This window comes from Acrocarpospora phusangensis (assembly GCF_016862995.1).
GTDB lineage: Bacteria > Actinomycetota > Actinomycetes > Streptosporangiales > Streptosporangiaceae > Acrocarpospora > Acrocarpospora phusangensis.
The window spans coordinates 1-15,328 of sequence record NZ_BOOA01000131.1; the positions used below are offsets into that span (position 1 = coordinate 1).

General features: G+C 68.4%; 15 protein-coding genes and 1 tRNA gene. 11 read left to right on the forward strand and 5 right to left on the reverse strand.

Annotated features, from left to right (window positions below):
- Positions 1 to 44: 44 nt before the first annotated feature.
- The gene (gene phoU, locus Aph01nite_RS38960; protein WP_204046110.1) at positions 45 to 692 is read right to left on the reverse strand and encodes a phosphate signaling complex protein PhoU; all 648 of its coding nucleotides are present in this window, start codon (positions 690 to 692) and stop codon (positions 45 to 47) included.
- Between the two features lie 154 nt (positions 693 to 846).
- Between phoU and Aph01nite_RS38965 the strand changes: the two genes are divergently transcribed.
- Both Aph01nite_RS38965 and Aph01nite_RS38970 read left to right on the forward strand, forming a co-directional pair.
- Entirely contained in the window at positions 847 to 1,989 is a 1,143-nt protein-coding gene (locus tag Aph01nite_RS38965; protein WP_204046121.1) for a sensor histidine kinase, read from the forward strand.
- On the forward strand, positions 1,986 to 2,678 hold the full coding sequence (locus Aph01nite_RS38970; RefSeq protein ID WP_155355545.1) for a response regulator: 693 nt from the start codon (positions 1,986 to 1,988) through the stop codon (positions 2,676 to 2,678). Before Aph01nite_RS38965 ends, Aph01nite_RS38970 begins: the two co-directional genes overlap by 4 nt.
- A 74-nt stretch (positions 2,679 to 2,752) precedes the next feature.
- Here the strand turns inward: Aph01nite_RS38970 and Aph01nite_RS38975 are convergent, their stop codons facing one another.
- The gene (locus Aph01nite_RS38975) at positions 2,753 to 3,346 is read right to left on the reverse strand and encodes a copper chaperone PCu(A)C domain-containing protein (RefSeq protein ID WP_239162311.1); all 594 of its coding nucleotides are present in this window, start codon (positions 3,344 to 3,346) and stop codon (positions 2,753 to 2,755) included.
- Positions 3,347 to 3,600: 254 nt separating this feature from the next.
- Here Aph01nite_RS38975 and Aph01nite_RS38980 point away from each other — a divergent pair, with 254 nt between their 5' ends.
- The 5 genes from Aph01nite_RS38980 to Aph01nite_RS39000 all read left to right on the forward strand — a co-directional run bounded on the left by Aph01nite_RS38980 (position 3,601) and on the right by Aph01nite_RS39000 (position 8,003).
- The gene (locus tag Aph01nite_RS38980; RefSeq protein WP_030451583.1) at positions 3,601 to 4,083 is read left to right on the forward strand and encodes a CarD family transcriptional regulator; all 483 of its coding nucleotides are present in this window, start codon (positions 3,601 to 3,603) and stop codon (positions 4,081 to 4,083) included.
- Positions 4,084 to 4,100: 17 nt separating this feature from the next.
- Entirely contained in the window at positions 4,101 to 4,589 is a 489-nt protein-coding gene (gene ispF / locus Aph01nite_RS38985) for a 2-C-methyl-D-erythritol 2,4-cyclodiphosphate synthase (RefSeq protein ID WP_204046111.1), read from the forward strand.
- Between the two features lie 224 nt (positions 4,590 to 4,813).
- Entirely contained in the window at positions 4,814 to 7,183 is a 2,370-nt protein-coding gene (locus Aph01nite_RS38990; RefSeq protein WP_204046112.1) for an ATP-binding protein, read from the forward strand.
- Positions 7,184 to 7,378: 195 nt separating this feature from the next.
- The gene (locus Aph01nite_RS38995; RefSeq protein ID WP_204046113.1) at positions 7,379 to 7,642 is read left to right on the forward strand and encodes a GlsB/YeaQ/YmgE family stress response membrane protein; all 264 of its coding nucleotides are present in this window, start codon (positions 7,379 to 7,381) and stop codon (positions 7,640 to 7,642) included.
- 91 nt (positions 7,643 to 7,733) lie between these two features.
- Positions 7,734 to 8,003: a GlsB/YeaQ/YmgE family stress response membrane protein gene (locus Aph01nite_RS39000; RefSeq protein WP_204046114.1), complete on the forward strand. Its 270-nt coding sequence runs from the start codon at positions 7,734 to 7,736 to the stop codon at positions 8,001 to 8,003.
- 6 nt (positions 8,004 to 8,009) lie between these two features.
- Here Aph01nite_RS39000 and Aph01nite_RS39005 read toward each other — a convergent pair whose 3' ends face one another.
- Positions 8,010 to 9,185 (reverse strand): fumarylacetoacetate hydrolase family protein, encoded by a 1,176-nt coding sequence (locus Aph01nite_RS39005; RefSeq protein ID WP_204046115.1) that lies wholly within the window; start codon positions 9,183 to 9,185, stop codon positions 8,010 to 8,012.
- A 56-nt stretch (positions 9,186 to 9,241) separates the two neighbouring features.
- The gene (locus tag Aph01nite_RS39010; protein ID WP_204046116.1) at positions 9,242 to 10,726 is read right to left on the reverse strand and encodes a DUF2637 domain-containing protein; all 1,485 of its coding nucleotides are present in this window, start codon (positions 10,724 to 10,726) and stop codon (positions 9,242 to 9,244) included.
- 152 nt (positions 10,727 to 10,878) lie between these two features.
- On the opposite strand from Aph01nite_RS39010, the gene Aph01nite_RS39015 reads away from it, so the two are divergent.
- The 4 genes from Aph01nite_RS39015 to Aph01nite_RS39030 all read left to right on the forward strand — a co-directional run bounded on the left by Aph01nite_RS39015 (position 10,879) and on the right by Aph01nite_RS39030 (position 14,177).
- Positions 10,879 to 11,274: a PPOX class F420-dependent oxidoreductase gene (locus tag Aph01nite_RS39015; protein WP_204046117.1), complete on the forward strand. Its 396-nt coding sequence runs from the start codon at positions 10,879 to 10,881 to the stop codon at positions 11,272 to 11,274.
- An 86-nt stretch (positions 11,275 to 11,360) separates the two neighbouring features.
- Positions 11,361 to 12,755 carry a cysteine--tRNA ligase gene (gene cysS / locus Aph01nite_RS39020; protein ID WP_204046118.1) on the forward strand — a complete coding sequence of 465 codons (1,395 nt, stop codon included), beginning with the start codon at positions 11,361 to 11,363 and terminating at the stop codon, positions 12,753 to 12,755.
- Between the two features lie 342 nt (positions 12,756 to 13,097).
- Positions 13,098 to 14,063 carry a 23S rRNA (guanosine(2251)-2'-O)-methyltransferase RlmB gene (gene rlmB, locus Aph01nite_RS39025; RefSeq protein WP_204046119.1) on the forward strand — a complete coding sequence of 322 codons (966 nt, stop codon included), beginning with the start codon at positions 13,098 to 13,100 and terminating at the stop codon, positions 14,061 to 14,063.
- A gap of 41 nt (positions 14,064 to 14,104) precedes the next feature.
- Positions 14,105 to 14,177 (forward strand) — tRNA-Thr (locus tag Aph01nite_RS39030).
- A 136-nt stretch (positions 14,178 to 14,313) separates the two neighbouring features.
- Here the strand turns inward: Aph01nite_RS39030 and Aph01nite_RS39035 are convergent.
- The gene (locus tag Aph01nite_RS39035; protein WP_204046120.1) at positions 14,314 to 14,967 is read right to left on the reverse strand and encodes an SMI1/KNR4 family protein; all 654 of its coding nucleotides are present in this window, start codon (positions 14,965 to 14,967) and stop codon (positions 14,314 to 14,316) included.
- Positions 14,968 to 15,328 lie beyond the last annotated feature (361 nt).

Here is a 15,328-nt window from a genome sequence, read left to right on the forward strand (position 1 = left end):
GACCCCCCGGCCCCCCGAGGACCGGGGGGTCGCGCGCGCTCGGGTCAGCCCTCCTGGCGGGAGCCGGTCACCAGGTACACGACGTCGTGCGCGACGCGGACCGCGTGGTCGGCGTACCGCTCGTAGTAGCGGCCGGCCAGGGTGATGTCGATGGCGGCCTCCACGCCGTACTTCCAGTCGGGGGAGAGCAGGACGCGGAAGAGACGGCGGTGCAGCCGGTCCATCGCGTCGTCGTCGGCCTCCAGCTCCTTGGAGAGCTCGACGTCCCTGGTGGCGATGCAGGTGCCGGTCTTGGTGATCAGGCGCTCGGCGATCTGGCCCATCTCCACGATGGTGTCCCGCAGCGACGGGGGGATCGCCGAGTCGGGGTGGCGCAGCCGGGCGATCTTGGCGATGTGCTCGGCCAGGTCGCCCATGCGCTCCAGGTCGGCGGCCATCCGCAGGGCGCTGATCACGGTCCGCAGGTCCACCGCGACCGGCTGCTGGGTGGCCATGACCTCGTAGATGGAGGTCTCCACCTCCGCGTAGAGCCGGTTGACCTCCTCGTCCTGGGAGATCACGCTCTCCGCCAGGTGGAGGTCGGAGTCGAGCAGCGAGGTGGTCGCCCGTGACATGGCCGACCGGACCAGGCGGGTCATCTCCACCAGGCGGTCGGTGAGGGTGTCCAGCTCTTCGTGATAGGCGTCGCGCATGCCGTCACCGTACGCGCGCCACTGTGAACGAACTTCGACCGGGAAGTGAACTTTTCCGGAAAGGCCATGGTCATGCCCTATCAGGCAGGCGGGCCTATCACGATTCCCACCTAGCATCGTAAGCGTGAACGAGTTGCTGGCGAGTTTCGCGGCGATGGGCGGCTTCCTGGTGGGCACCCTCGTCATGATGGCGATCCGGCGGCAGTCGGAGCCGGACCGGGAGCCGGAACCGGTCGAGGACAGTCTGTCCCCCGGGGTGGCCTCGGTGCTGGCCGTGCTGCCGTCCTCGGCGGTGGTGCTCGACCGGGAGGACCGCGTGCTCCGGGCCAGCTCGGCCGCGAGGGCGTACGGACTGGTCAGGGGCGACGCCCTGATGGCGGCGGAACTGCTCGCGCTGGCCCGCAAGGTGCGGCGCGACGGCGAGATCAGGGAAGGCGAGATCGAGGTGCCCGGCCGCAAGTTCGGCCAGGAGTCCACCACGTTCGCGGTCCGGGTCGCGCCGCTCGGCAGCAGCGGCCAGGTGCTCGTCCTCGCCGAGGACCAGACCGAACGGCTCAGGGTCGAGGCGGTGCGGCGGGATTTCGTGGCCAACGTCAGCCACGAGCTCAAGACCCCGGTCGGCGCGCTCAGCCTGCTGGCCGAGACCATCCAGGACGCCGCCGACGACCCCGAGGCGGTCACCCGGTTCGCCGGGCGCATGCAGCACGAGGCCGCCCGTCTCACCTACCTGGTCCAGGACCTGATCACGCTCTCCCGGATCCAGGGCGCGGAGGCCATCCCGACCCCAGGCCCCGTGCCGGTGGACGAGGCCGTGCACGAGGCCATCGACCGGTGCAACACCAAGGCGGCCTCCAAGGACATCACCCTCGTGGCCGGCGGCACCGAGGGCCTCAACATCTGGGGCGACGACGAGCTGCTGGTCACCGCGCTGCGCAATCTGATCGACAACGCGGTTGCGTACAGTCCCGAGCACACCAGGGTCGTGGTGAGCGCCCGCCCGGCCGGTGACGCGGTCGAGGTCAGCGTCAGCGACCAGGGCATCGGCATTCCCGAGGGCGCGCAGGAGCGCATCTTCGAAAGGTTCTTCCGGGTCGACGCGGCCCGGTCGAGGGCGACGGGCGGCACCGGTCTGGGGCTGGCCATCGTCAAACACGTCGCCGTCGCGCACGGCGGCGAGGTCACGGTGTGGAGCAAAGAGGGCTCCGGATCGACCTTCACCCTCCGTCTCCCCGCCTTCGGCGGCGTGGCGGTGGCGGTACCACGCACCACGTCAACCCCCATGGAGGCGGCCACATGACCCGGGTACTCGTCGTGGAGGACGAGGAGTCGTTCTCCGACGCCCTGTCCTACATGCTTCGCAAGGAAGGCTTCGAGGTGGCCGTGGCGGCCACCGGGCCCGAGGCACTGGAGACCTTCGACCGCAACGGCGCCGACCTGGTGCTGCTCGACCTGATGCTGCCGGGACTGCCGGGCACGGAGGTCTGCCGATCCCTGCGGCAGCGCTCCAAGGTCCCCGTGATCATGCTGACCGCCAAGGACAGTGAGATCGACAAGGTGGTCGGCCTGGAGCTGGGCGCCGACGACTACGTGACCAAGCCGTTCTCCTCGCGTGAGCTGGTGGCCCGCATCCGGGCGGTGCTGCGCCGGCAGGGCGACGTGGAGGAACTGGAGTCCGCCATCCTGGCCGCCGGCCCGGTGCGGATGGACGTGGACCGGCACATCGTCGCCGTGCGCGGCCAGCAGGTCCAGCTGCCCCTGAAGGAGTTCGAGCTGCTGGAGGTGCTGCTCCGCAACGCGGGCCGCGTGCTCACCCGCGGGCAGCTGATCGACCGCGTCTGGGGGGCCGACTACGTGGGCGACACCAAGACCCTGGACGTGCACGTCAAGCGCCTGCGCGCCAAGGTCGAGTCCGACCCCGCCAACCCCCGTTGCATCCTGACCGTCCGCGGCCTCGGCTACAAGTTCGACCCGGTCGTGGAGGACTAGAGCCCTTCACACGACGATCGCCCCTGTCCCTCGGCTGGGACAGGGGCGATTTTCCGTGCTGTACGGCTACCCGGTCAGTGGCCGGTCGCCGCGGTGGGGGAGGCGGCGGCGGTGGGGCTCGGGGCCGGGAGGGCGCCGGGGACCGCGGGCAGCGTGGCGAACTCGCGGCTGCGGGTGATCACCGGGACGTCCAGGGTGACGTCGCCCGCGGACTGGAACTTGAGCGTCAGGGTGAGGGTCTCGCCGCCGCGCAGGGCGTTCTTGAGGCCTTCGACGGTCAGCTGCGGCGTCGGCTGGCCGGTGTTCACCAGGGTGTTCGGCGGGACCTGGATGGGGGAGGCGACCTTCACCGAGGTGGCCTGGTCCGGGAGGGCGGTCACGCCGACCAGGCTGTCGGGGGCCTGGTTCTGGTTGGTGAGAATCAGGTAGAGCGGAGCGGCGCCGCCGGCCGGAAGCTGGCCGCCGGAGTCGGGGCCGAGGACGAAGGCCTGGCTGACGCGCATGCCCTTCTCGCCGTAGGCGCCGTCCTTCACGTGGACCTGGGCCTCGGTGGGCGCGTACGGCATATTGGTGTTGGCGTTGTCGCCGGCGCCGCACGCGGCCAGCGCAGGGGCGGCGGCGAGGAGCGCGGCAACGGCGATCACCCTGCGGCGGCTGGTGCTGGTCACGGCTCGGGTCTCCTTGATTACGCGACTAGATAGAGCTGGGGATCACCCTACCGAGCAGGAGGGCCCCTCCCCGCACCGGCCCGGTTTCCCCTGATTTGGCAGGTCATCCGGTATGCCAGAGTTGCTGATTCACAGAGTCGACTGCTTGTCAAGTCCCAAAATGAGGCTTTGACCTGCAGTTATGGTGATTTCACTGTTCCGGGAGGCTGTTGACGCGTGGTACCCTGGAGTACAGCGGAAGGGGTACTTGTCACATGACTTTCCAGGTCGGCGACACGGTCGTCTACCCCCATCACGGGGCTGCTCGGATCGAAGCCATCACCACTCGGACCATAAAGGGTGAGGAAAAGACCTACCTGGTGCTCAAGGTCGACAAGGGCGACCTTACCGTCCAGGTGCCAGCGGAGAACGCCGAACTTGTCGGTGTGCGCGATGTCGTCGGCCAAGAAGGCCTAGAGCGCGTCTTCGACGTGCTGCGCATGCCGCACACCGAGGAACCAACCAACTGGTCCCGCCGCTACAAGGCCAACCTTGAGAAACTGGCGTCCGGCGACGTCAACAAGGTGGCCGAGGTCGTTCGCGACCTGTGGCGTCGTGACCGGGAGCGTGGTCTTTCGGCAGGTGAGAAGCGGATGCTCGCCAAGGCTCGGCAGATTCTGGTCAGTGAGCTCGCTCTGGCGGAGAAGACCAACGAGGACAAGGCAGAGGCACTGCTCGACGAGGTGCTGAACTCCTGAACACGTTTCTTCCAAGGGTGGGCGTCGGAGTCGACGTCCACCCTTTTGCTTCCGGTCGTGAGCTCCATCTGGCGGGTCTGCACTGGCCAGACCAAATGGGTCTGGCCGGGCACTCCGACGGTGACGCGGCAGCTCACGCGTGCTGCGACGCGTTACTCTCCGCCGCCGGCCTGGGCGATCTCGGCGGCCTGTTCGGCACCGCCGACCCGCGCTGGGCGGGCGCGTCCGGCGCGACCCTGCTCACCGAGACCGCCCGGCGCGTACGGGCGGCGGGTTTCGAGATCGGCAACGTGGCCGTGCAGGTCATCGGGAACCGGCCCAAGCTGGCGCCCCGCCGTACCGAGGCGGAGAAGGCGCTGAGCGCGGCGATCGACGCGCCGGTGAGCGTGAGCGCGACCACGACCGACGGCCTGGGCCTCACCGGGCGCGGCGAAGGCGTCGCGGCGATGGCCACCGCGCTGGTTCTTGGCCCGTTCCATCAGGATTCGAACACGTCGCCAACCTGATCGCGGATCCACGCGTCTCACATGCAGGCGGCGGCAACCTGTGACCAGGCGCGGTAACAGGTTGCCGCTGTGCATTTATGCCGAGGCTCACGATGTGTCATGCGTCGTCCGCCTATAGGTCAATTCATCAACAAAAACGATTCAACATTGAACAGAGCGTAGCGGGATGGGCGGGCGAACTGGGCTAATTTGGAGGGAAAGCGACGCGGAAGGATAAAACGGTCGTGGCGACTGTTGATGGAGCGATCATCGCTTCCCTCTCCGCTGCCCGTGAGCGCTTCTTCGCCGGGGAACGTGTCGAAAGCGGTGTCCGCGAACGAGTGCTGACGTCCTGGCAGCGATCCAGGGACGTGGGCGTCGCGCCCGATCGTGTGCCCACGGTGTACCACCCGGACATCGACCTGGACAGCAGGCTTGTCCGCGCGGCCGGGCCCGTGCTCGACGATCTCCAATGCCAGATCTCCGGCATCAACGTGAGCTCGATGCTCTGCGACAACCGGGTGACGGTCCTGCAGCGCATCGTCGGCGAACCGGCGCTCGAACGGTGGCTGGACAGCCTGCCGGTGCTGCCCGGGATGGCCTTCTCCGAGCAGGTCGTCGGCACCAACGCCCTCGGCACCGCCCTCATCGAGCGGCGCCCCGTCTGCATCTGGGGCCCCGAGCACTTCGCCGAGGCCATGCACATGCTCTCCTGCGTGGCCGCCCCGATCCGCGACCCGATCAGCGGCCGCATCCAGGGCGTGATCAACCTGGTCTGCCTCAACCGGTACGCCGACACGGCCATGCTCGGCCTGGTCACCGACTCGGTCAGCAGCATCGAACAATCCCTGTTCGAGCAGACCTGCGAACGGGAGAAGGCCCTGTACCGGGCGTTCCTCGACGCCAGACGCCGCGCCCACGGCCTGGGCGTGCACCTCGGCGAACAGCCGCTGATCACCCGCGTGCTGTCCCCGCAGGACCGGCTCCGCCTCCTGGAGAAGGCCACCGAGCTGATCTCCGCCGACCAGGTGGGCGTCGCGATCGTACGCCTCTCGGGAGACCGCACCGCCACGCTCCACAGCCGCCCGGTCGACGACGCCGCCGGCAAGCACGGCATCGCGGTGGAGGCCGTCCTGAGCGACGACACCGCCTGGCCCCTGGCCACCTCGGTCGGCCCGCACGCCGGGACGAGGGCAGGCAATGGAGCCTTCGCGCCGCCCCGGACGGGCAACGGGCATCGCGCCCCGGCGCACGCTCTGACGCCCCCGCTCCGCCCGCCGGAGCCCACGGTCGCCCCCACCGAGGGGTGGCTGCTCGCCGTGAGCGAGCCCGGCATCGGGCAGCTGGCCGTACGGGCCCGCGAACGGCTCAGCCTGCTGTGCGAGGCCGGCGCGCACATCGGCACCACCCTCGACGTGACCAGGACCGCCGAGGAAGTGTCCGAGGTCGCCGTCCCGCGCTTCGCCGACTACGTGGCCGTGGACGTGCCCGACTGCGTCCTGCGCGGCCAGGAACCCACCTGCAGGGACACCGGCATCCGCCGCATCGCCCTGGCCGCCATCAAGGAAGGCTCCTGGCTGTACCACGTCGGCGCCCTCATCCAGCCGCTGCCGTGCACCCCGCAGGCCCGCAGCCTCGCCTCCGGGCAGCCGGTCCTCGAACCCCGGCTCAGCAGGACGCTCGGATGGGTGGCACAGGACCCCGAACGCGCCCAGAAGATCTGCGCGCAGGGCATCCGCTCGCTGGTGACGGTGCCGATGCGGGCGCGGGGGGTCACGCTCGGGGTGGTGTCCTTCTATCGGGCGAGCCATCGGGGGGCGTTCGAGGAGGACGATGTGTGCCTGGCCGAGGAACTGGTCAGCCGGGCGGCGGTGTGTGTGGACAATGCCCGTCGGTACACCAACGAACGCAACATCTCGGCTGAGCTGGAGCGGGTGACGACGTCTTTGAAGCAGTCGCTCGATCGTCAGCAGCGGTTCACCACTGACGCGTCTCACGAGCTGCGTACGCCGCTGGCCGGGTTGCGGACTCAGCTGGAGGAAGCGCAGCTGCATCCGGGGGAGACCGACCTGCCCGATCTGCTTGGGCACGCGCTGTCGGATGTGGACCGGCTGCAGGCGATCATCACCGATCTGCTTCTGCTGGCCCGGATCGAGGCTTCGCCGGTTGCGCGGAGGAAGATCGATCTGGCTGATCTCGCCAAGACCGAGGTGACTCGGCGGGCGTGTGACCGGCTGCCTGTTCAGCTGGATCTGGCTGATGGGGTGCTGGTCGAGGTTGTGCCGATGCAGATCGCTCGGGTGCTGCACAATCTGGTCGATAACGCGCAGCGGCATGCGGTGGAGAGTGTCGTGGTCGCGGTTCGGTGCGAGGGGGGTTGGGCTGAGCTCAGCGTCACCGATGACGGGCCCGGGGTTCCTGAGACGGAACGGGATCGGATCTTCCAGAGGTTCGCGCGGCTGGACACTGCGCGGAGCCGGAATCACGGTGGTACGGGGCTGGGGTTGGCCATCGCGCGGGATATCGCGCAGACGCATCGCGGGACGTTGCATGTGGATGATGTGTCGCCACATGGGGCGAGGTTCGTGCTCCGGCTGCCGGTGGGGAGCTGCTGAGCGGCTTGCTGCCAGCCGCTGACGAGCAGGGTGGGTGGGAGAACCACCGCGAGCAATGTCGGGCATGTCGGCGAGTGCCGGAAGGGGGGCAGAGCGCCAGTTCGAGGAGAACCACTCCAGCAACTATCCGTACCGACACAATAACGGGTTGCGATGGAAGGGATGGGGTATTTGTCCCCTTAAGGGGGGAATATCATGATCGGATCCATCATCAGCGCCTTGATCATCGGGGCGATCATCGGGGCGCTGGCCCGGCTGATCCTGCCCGGCCGCCAACACATCAGCTGGGGCCTGACGATCATCGTGGGCATCGTCGCCGCCCTCATCGGAACCCTCATCGCGTACTGGCTGGGCTTCGCCAACACCCGAGGCATCGACTGGTGGGAGCACATCCTCCAGCTGGTCCTCGCCATCATCGGCGTAGGCGCCGTCGCCGCCCGCCGCCCCACCAACGGCTGACACGAAATTACGGGCGAAAGGACTATTTCTCCGCCAGTGGGTATTTGCCGTCCCTTGAGGGTGCAAGTGACACCCTCAAGCGGAGGTCGATATGTCCATCGAGACCATTCTCGGCGCCATCGTCATCGGGGCGATCATCGGCGCTCTGGGACGGCTGTTCCTGCCCGGTCGCCAGCCCATCGGCTGGATCCTGACCGTCGTCGTCGGCATCATCGCGGCGCTGATCGGCACCGCGATCGCACAGGCCCTCGGTGTCGCCACCACCGACGGCATCGACTGGATCGAGATCGTCATGCAGGTCGTGCTGGCCGTCATCGGCGTGGCAGCCGTCGCCGCCCTGCGCGGACGAACGCGCGTATAACCGGGCTCACGGCGAGCGCACGGTTCCCGTGACCTCGCCCAGCCCGATTCCGAGGGCGGACTTCGCGGTGATCCGTACCGTGTCGCCGTCCTCGAGGAAGACCCGCTCGGCCCCCTTGGGGAGCCGCAGCGGGTTCTTCCCGTTCCAGGTCATCTCCAGCAGAGTCGCCGGATCCTCCGGCCCCGAGATCGGCCCCGAGGTCAGCAGATCCCCGGTCCGCAACTGCGCCCCGCTCACCGTCGTGTGGGTGAGCAGCTGCGGGCCCGTCCAGTAGTGCAGGCCGTACGGCGGGCGAGAGATCACCTCGTCGTTGAGCGACACTTCGAGCGCCAGATCCAGCCCCCAGGGCTCGGCCACCGTCAGATACCCCGGCGGCGGAGGCTGCTGCGGCGGCTGCGTCGTCCGGGCATGCTCAAGAGCCGCCAACGGCACCACCCACGGCGAAATCGACGTCGCGAATGCGCGCCCGGTGAACGGCCCCAGGTCCTGGTGCTCCCACGCCAGCAGATCCTGCGCCCGCCAGGTGTTCACCAGCACCACCCCGAAGACATGGTCCCGGAACGCCCTGGTCCCGACCGGATGGTTGGCCGGCATGCCGACGACATAACCGACCTCGGGCCCGATATCCAGCTTCCTGGACGGCCCGACGTCCGCGTCCCCCCGCTGCCCGCACGGCCGCGGAATCGGCGTCCCCGACACCACCACGGTCCCCGCGCGCCCATGATGCGCCACCGGCATCTGCCGCCAGTTCTTCCGGACCGGATCCATGGTCGGCGGCCGGAACATCCGCCCCATGTTCGTCGTGTGGTCCAACGACCCCTGAAAGCACGACAGATCCGCCACCGCGAACGGCAGATGCAGCAACACCTCGTTCATCGGCACCAGCGCCGGCAGTACGGCCGGCCGATGGCTGGCGTCGCTCAGCAGATCGATCAACCGCTCGCGGGTGGACCGCCAGGCCTCGGGCCCCGCCGCCAGGAACCAGTTCAGCGTGCCCGCCGCGAACCAGTGCGCCTCGGGCATCACCCCGGAGGCCCGCAGCAGGTCGAGATCGAGCACGTGGTCGCCGATGGCCACCCCGACGCGCGGCAGCTCGCCCCGCCGGGAGAAAACACCGTAGGGCAGATTCCAGAGCGGAAAGTCGCTGCCCTCGGGAACCCCGGCCCAGGACGTGATCGCCATGGCTGCCTCCTTCCCGCCTTCGGGTCAGGAGGCCATGCGCATCAGGTCAAATTTGCTTAATCACCCGGCGGAAGGGGAGTACTCCGCATCCGTCCCGACGGCGGCGCCGGCACATCCGCCCCGTACGGCTGCCGCCGCGCCGCCAGATCCAGCTCCTCCGCGTCGGCGGCGTCCACCCCGTGCTCCGGGTCGGGAGACTCCCGCACCTTGCGGATGGGCTGCGTGTCGACACCCTCCTCGACGACTTCAGAAGAGGTGACAGCTGTTTCGGAAGGGCCGGAGGAGACAGGGCTGGAGATGACAGCTGTTTCGGAAGGGCCGGAGATGGTGCCCGATTCCTCCGCGGCCTTTTCGGGGGAACCGGAGAAACGTGCGGCGATCTGCGCGGCGGCTTCGTCGTAGCGGCGGGAAAGCGCTTCGGACGCGGCGTCGTCGGACGCGAGCACCGGGACGGCTCGCGGGGTTTCCGCATCGTCCGGAATGGTCTGGTGGGGCTGGGTGTCCTCCAGTTCCTCGTCCGCGGACTTCGAAGGGGTCTGCGCGGAAGCCGCTTCCTCGTTGGGCGTTTCCGAGGCGGGCGGCGGAACGTGGTCCGGAGTGCTCGCCCAGTACGTGGCATCCGCTTGGTCGTCCGCGGAGTGGCTTGCGGTGGTTTCCGAGCGCTCCCCCGTACGAGCGGGATCGTCCTGGTTGGCGTAGTCGGCGAAGGCCGGGTCGTCCGGTGTGGGTTCGGGCTCTTCGTCCGCGTCGGCCGGCGGGGTCGCCCGGCGGGGGTGGACGAGGACGTCCCCCACGTTGGGACGGATGAGGTCACCCCAGCGGGTGGGACGGCGCGGAGGCTCCGGCTCGTCCGGTTCGTCCGGCACCGGCTTCTCGGCCACCGGGGGCAGCGGCGGAGCCAGTTCGGGTGGCGCGACCGTCTCGGCGACCGGGCTGACCGGCACCGGGGGCGCGTAGTCGGGCGGGGCCGCCGCTTCCGCGGATATGTGGGCGTCGGGAGGCGTATGCCGTACAGGCGAGATGACCGGGGAGGGAACGGTGTCGGCCTGGGGGACCGTAATCGGGCGGGAATCATCCTTGTCGAAGGGGACGAGCTCGTCGTCCTCGTTGTCGCCGTTGAGATCCTCCCGCCGGGCCTGGGTGTGTTTGACCAGCACCAACAACAGCCACAGACCGATCACCAGCATGACCCAGGGCACCAGCGCGACCGTGATCGCGACCTGCCGCGGCTCGAAGGTGGTGCCCGTCGCCGTGGCCACCGTGGCCGTCGCCGCGACCGCCAGCAGCAGGACGAGGATCGCGCTGACCTGGATACGCACCAGAATCCGGCCGGAACGCAGCAGCGGCACGCTGATCAGCGCGACGATCAGCAGTGCGTCGAACCCGGCCGGGTAGAGGTAGGCGAACCGCGGCTCGGCCCGCCCCTGGAGGGCCAGTTCACGCAGGTCGTCGAAGGACAGCACGCAGGCGGCCCCCGCGAGGATGGCGAGCGCCAGCCCGGCCAGACCGATGGCCAGCCGGCGCAGCACCTGAGGGATCACGGCCGGGCGGTACGCCGGGGCCGAACGGGTCGATAACGCGCGGGAGGCCTGGCCTGCCGTCGCGGGGGGAGTCGCGTCCATGGCTTTTCGAGCCTACCGACTCGTCCCCCGCCGATTGATTTATGACACGGGCGAAATGGCATGATCGACGCATGAGTAATGCAGCATTGCCGCCGCGGGTCCGCGACCTGTTCGACGGTCTCAACTTCGCCACCGTCTCCAGCGTGAACCAGGACGGCAGCCCGCAGACCTCCGTCGTGTGGGTACGCACCGACGGCGACGACATCCTGTTCTCCACGGTCAAAGGCCGCCGCAAGCACCTCAACCTGGAGCGCGACCCGCGCACCTCGATCCTGGTCGTCGACCCCTCGGACCCGTACGTGTACGCCGAGGTCCGCGGCCGGGTGACCCTCACCGACGACCCCAGCGGAGCCCTGATCCAGGAGCTTTCCCAGAAGTACTACAAAAGGGCCTTTGTCGAGGCCAACCCCGACAATGAACGCGTGATAGCGCGCATCACCCCGGAGAAGGTGTATCTCCGGGGTTAGTCTGACGTGCGCCGCGGCCGAATTGACGGGGTTCACGCACCGGTAAGTCGGCCTGTGCTGGCGTGGAAGGCGTTAGCCTTGCTTTCGTGAGCCTGAACCTCTATGACACCAGCACACGTACGGTCCGTGAATTCGTGCCGATCGAGCCCGGCCGCGTCTCGATCTACCTGTGTGGTGCGACCGTTCAAGCTCCTCCCCATATCGGCCATATCCGCTCCGGCGTCAACTTCGACGTGCTCCGCCGCTGGCTCTCCCGCCAGGGGTATGACGTGACGTTCTGCCGCAACGTCACCGACCTGGACGACAAGATCATCCGGGTCGCCGCCGACGAGGGCGTGCCCTGGTTCGTCGTGGCCGAGCGTAACCAGCGCGCCTTCACCTGGGCGTATGACCAGCTGGGCTGCCTGCCCCCGACGGTCGAGCCGCGCGCCATGGGCCACGTGCCCGAGATGATCGAACTCATGCACCGCCTGATCGACAAGGGCCATGCGTACGCGTCGGGCGGCGACGTCTACTTCGACGTCCGCACCTACGCCGATCGGTACGGCAAGCTCTCCAACCAGAAGCTGGAGAACATGCTCGCCGCGGCCGACACCGACGCCGACTCCGCCAAGCGCGACCCCCGCGACTTCGCCCTGTGGAAGGGCGAGAAGCCCGGCGAGCCGACGTGGCCGACCCCGTGGGGCCGCGGCAGGCCCGGCTGGCACCTCGAATGCTCCGCCATGGCCACCAAATACCTGGGCGGCACCTTCGACATCCACGGCGGCGGCGTCGACCTGATCTTCCCGCACCACGAGAACGAGATCGCCCAGTCCCAGGCGGCCGGCGACGGCTTCGCCCGCTACTGGATGCACAACGGCATGCTGCAGCTCGGCGGCACCAAGATGAGCAAGTCGCTCGGCAACTCGCTCCTCATCCCCGAAATGCTCCGCAAGGTGCGCCCGGTCGAACTGCGCTACTACCTGATCGCCGCCCACTACCGGTCCTCGATCGACTACTCCGACGAGTCCCTCCAGGAATCGGCCGCCGGCTACCGCCGCCTCGAAGGCTTCGTCTCCCGGGCCGCCGAGGTCATCCACGACGTGGACGCCACCGCGCCCCTGCCCCAGGCCTTCGTGGACGCCCTCAACGACGACCTCAACGTGTCCCAGGCCCTCGCGGTCGTGCACGAGGTCGTGCGCGAGGGCAACGTCGCGCTGGCCCAGGGCAACAAGGAGCAGGTCGCCCGCCATCTCGCCGAGACCCAGACCATGCTCGACGTGCTCGGCCTCGACCCGCGCTCCGAGCAGTGGCGCAACACCGGCGACTCCGGTCTCCGCGAGGTCGTCGACGCGCTGATCGCCGTGGCCCTCGAACAGCGCCAGGCCGCCCGGGCCCGCAAGGACTACGCCGCGGCCGACGCCATCCGCGAGCAACTGGCCGCGGCAGGCGTCGTCGTCGAGGACACCCCCCAGGGTCCCCGCTGGGAACTCGCCCGCTGAGAGACCACGGAGCCGGTTGATCATCCGGTCGGCCGGCTCCAGGGCTCATCCTCCGCGGCGGGCAAACGCCGCTGGACCTTGTCTCGCACTTGCCGACGCAGACTCTTGTTCAGGAGTGGGTCCAGGCCCTCGGCCCTCATTGTGGCGTCCGTGAAGGCGTCCACGCTCAAGAGCGGCGCTACCAGCAGTCGCCGCTGCTCACTGACCGGGAGACAGAACCCCAGTTCCACGCATAACTCATCCAAGAGGTACTGGATTTCGGCGGACTCCTCCACAACTCCGAGTATGGTCCGCTGTCGCTCCGGGCGAGAAGGCTCCGCACATGCGGCTACCCTTGTCGTCATGGGTGCTGGGGGACGGGCTTCGGGAAAGCCCGCAAAGAAGCAGGGCGCGACCAGGGGCACCGGCGGCAAGGTCCGGCGATCTCTTGAAGGCAGGGGCGCGACGCCGCCTGCCGAGATGCGTCACTGGTACAAGGACAAGGCGCGCGCCGAGCGGCTGGCCCGCGAGGAGCGCGGCGGCACTTCCGGCCGTCGTCCCGCGCCGCGCACCCGCAAGAGCGAGGACGCCCCCGAGTACATCGGCGGCCGCAACCCCGTCGTCGAGGCCCTCCGCTCAGGCGTGCCCGCCTCCGCGCTGTACGTCGGCCAGCGCCTCGACAACGACGACCGCGTCAAAGAGGCCATCAAAATCGCGGCCGACAAGGGCATCGCCCTCCTCGAGGCCTCCCGCGAGAAGCTGGACCGCCTCACCGAAGGCACCGTGCACCAAGGCATGGCGCTCCAGGTCCCGGCGTACGAGTACCACCACCCGAAGGACCTGATCGGCTACGCCCAGGACGCCGGCGAAGTCCCCCTCATCGTCGCCCTGGACAGCGTCACCGACCCCCGCAACCTCGGTGCCATCGCCCGCTCCGCCACCGCTTTCGGCGCCCACGGCCTCCTCATCCCGGCCCGCCGCTCGGCCGGCGTCACCGCGGGCGCCTGGAAGACCTCCGCGGGCACCCTCGCCAACCTTCCCGTGGCCCGCGCCAGCAACCTCACCCAGACCCTCCAGGCGTACCGGGAATCCGGCCTGTTCATCATCGGCCTCGACGGCGACTCCCCCCAGGACATCGCCGACACCGCCTTCGCCCCCGACCCCCTCGTCATCGTGGTCGGCTCCGAAGGCAAAGGCCTCTCCCGCCTCGTCCGCGAGGCCTGCGACCAAACCGTCAGCATCCCCATGAACACCGCCGCCGAATCCCTCAACGCCGGCGTCGCCGCAGGCATCGCCCTCTACGAGATCTCCCGCCTGCGCCGTCGGTGACGCACGATCGCCCAGCCCGGTAGACTTGTCGGGCTTGACACGCCGCCTTAGCTCAATCGGCAGAGCATCTGTCTTGTAAACAGAAGGTCTGGGGTTCGATTCCCCAAGGCGGCTCCCATACGAAAGCCCCTGACCACCTCAGATATGGCCAGGGGCTCTCTATTTGTCCGGACAATGTCCCGATCTTGCTAACAGTTCGGGCCGCCTTGATCGCGTTTGTCGGCCGCGCTTTCCTTAGCGATCAGCTCGTTCACCAGCTGTCTCGCCCATCCGCCCAGTCCTGAAGCCACTCCGCCAAGGACGGCACAGTAAGGAGGATGCCGGCCTCTATCGGATGCTCCCATTCATTCCACCCGGCCTCGTCCCATAGGCAGACGGGGTTGTCCTGCTTGGTGAGTGAGACAAGCCAGTACAGCTGACATCCGCCATAGGCCACGGGGAAGCCCAACCGCCGGCTGACGGCGGGGAACGCCTCGTACACTTCAGCAGCTGTCCCTCCCCCTTCTCGATGCCCAGTTGGCGTGATCCCAAGGATTCCGTAGTCGGGCCCGAATCCGCCGTTCGCAATCTCCGTATAGACGCGCCTGAGCAGTTCGGGGAGTCGGCATCCGATTCGCGCTTCGGACGCGAGCAGATCAGCAGGGGGGACAGGCGGATACGGAGGCTGCCGAGGTGCCTCGCGGAAAAACGCGACCGCTTCCGATGCGCCAGCGTGCAGCGCCGCTTCGTAGTCGAGCGAATATGGGTCGGCGCTGACATTCCCTCGCAGGTGTTGGACGCGCTCGCTGGCCTCTTGCCCGTACTCTCGCACGAGCCAGCGCAAGGGAACATACACCGTACGCAAGCGCTGAGCCGGATCATACGCACGGAGCCGAACCTGCCCAATCAAATCGTCGTGCGGCATACGGGACAGCATGGCACCGGATCTCCCTAGAAGGTCACGGGGCGCGTATCAGGTCAGCGATCGGATAGAAGCGACGCGCGTACTCAGTGACGACCGAGCGCATTCCATGCAGATCAGGCTGGCCGAGGTGGAAGTGTGACCGGTCAGCGTCGTGGTCTCGAAGCTGCATTCCTCGACGAGCAGTGCCCACCTTGGCGACGATCTCCCTCGGATGTCACGCCCTGGCAGTTCCCAAACAGGCGGAGGCTCCCGCCGGGAGCCAGCCAGCGCCGCAGTTCTCTCGCCGGGGAACGCGTCCAGAACCAGCTAAGCATCGAACTCAGCGCTGGCTTTCTCTGCTTTGGAGGGATCCGCTGTTCTT

Bases quoted from the DNA above. Each gene is read 5' to 3' on its own strand.
- phoU (WP_204046110.1), bottom strand. From the start codon at position 692: ATGCGCGACGCCTATCACGAAGAGCTGGACACCCTCACCGACCGCCTG.
- Aph01nite_RS38965 (WP_204046121.1), top strand. From the start codon at position 847: ATGGGCGGCTTCCTGGTGGGCACCCTCGTCATGATGGCGATCCGGCGG.
- Aph01nite_RS38970 (WP_155355545.1), top strand. From the start codon at position 1,986: ATGACCCGGGTACTCGTCGTGGAGGACGAGGAGTCGTTCTCCGACGCC.
- Aph01nite_RS38980 (WP_030451583.1), top strand. From the start codon at position 3,601: ATGACTTTCCAGGTCGGCGACACGGTCGTCTACCCCCATCACGGGGCT.
- Aph01nite_RS38995 (WP_204046113.1), top strand. From the start codon at position 7,379: ATGATCGGATCCATCATCAGCGCCTTGATCATCGGGGCGATCATCGGG.
- Aph01nite_RS39000 (WP_204046114.1), top strand. From the start codon at position 7,734: ATGTCCATCGAGACCATTCTCGGCGCCATCGTCATCGGGGCGATCATC.
- Aph01nite_RS39005 (WP_204046115.1), bottom strand. From the start codon at position 9,185: ATGGCGATCACGTCCTGGGCCGGGGTTCCCGAGGGCAGCGACTTTCCG.
- Aph01nite_RS39015 (WP_204046117.1), top strand. From the start codon at position 10,879: ATGAGTAATGCAGCATTGCCGCCGCGGGTCCGCGACCTGTTCGACGGT.
- rlmB (WP_204046119.1), top strand. From the start codon at position 13,098: ATGGGTGCTGGGGGACGGGCTTCGGGAAAGCCCGCAAAGAAGCAGGGC.
- Aph01nite_RS39035 (WP_204046120.1), bottom strand. From the start codon at position 14,967: ATGCCGCACGACGATTTGATTGGGCAGGTTCGGCTCCGTGCGTATGAT.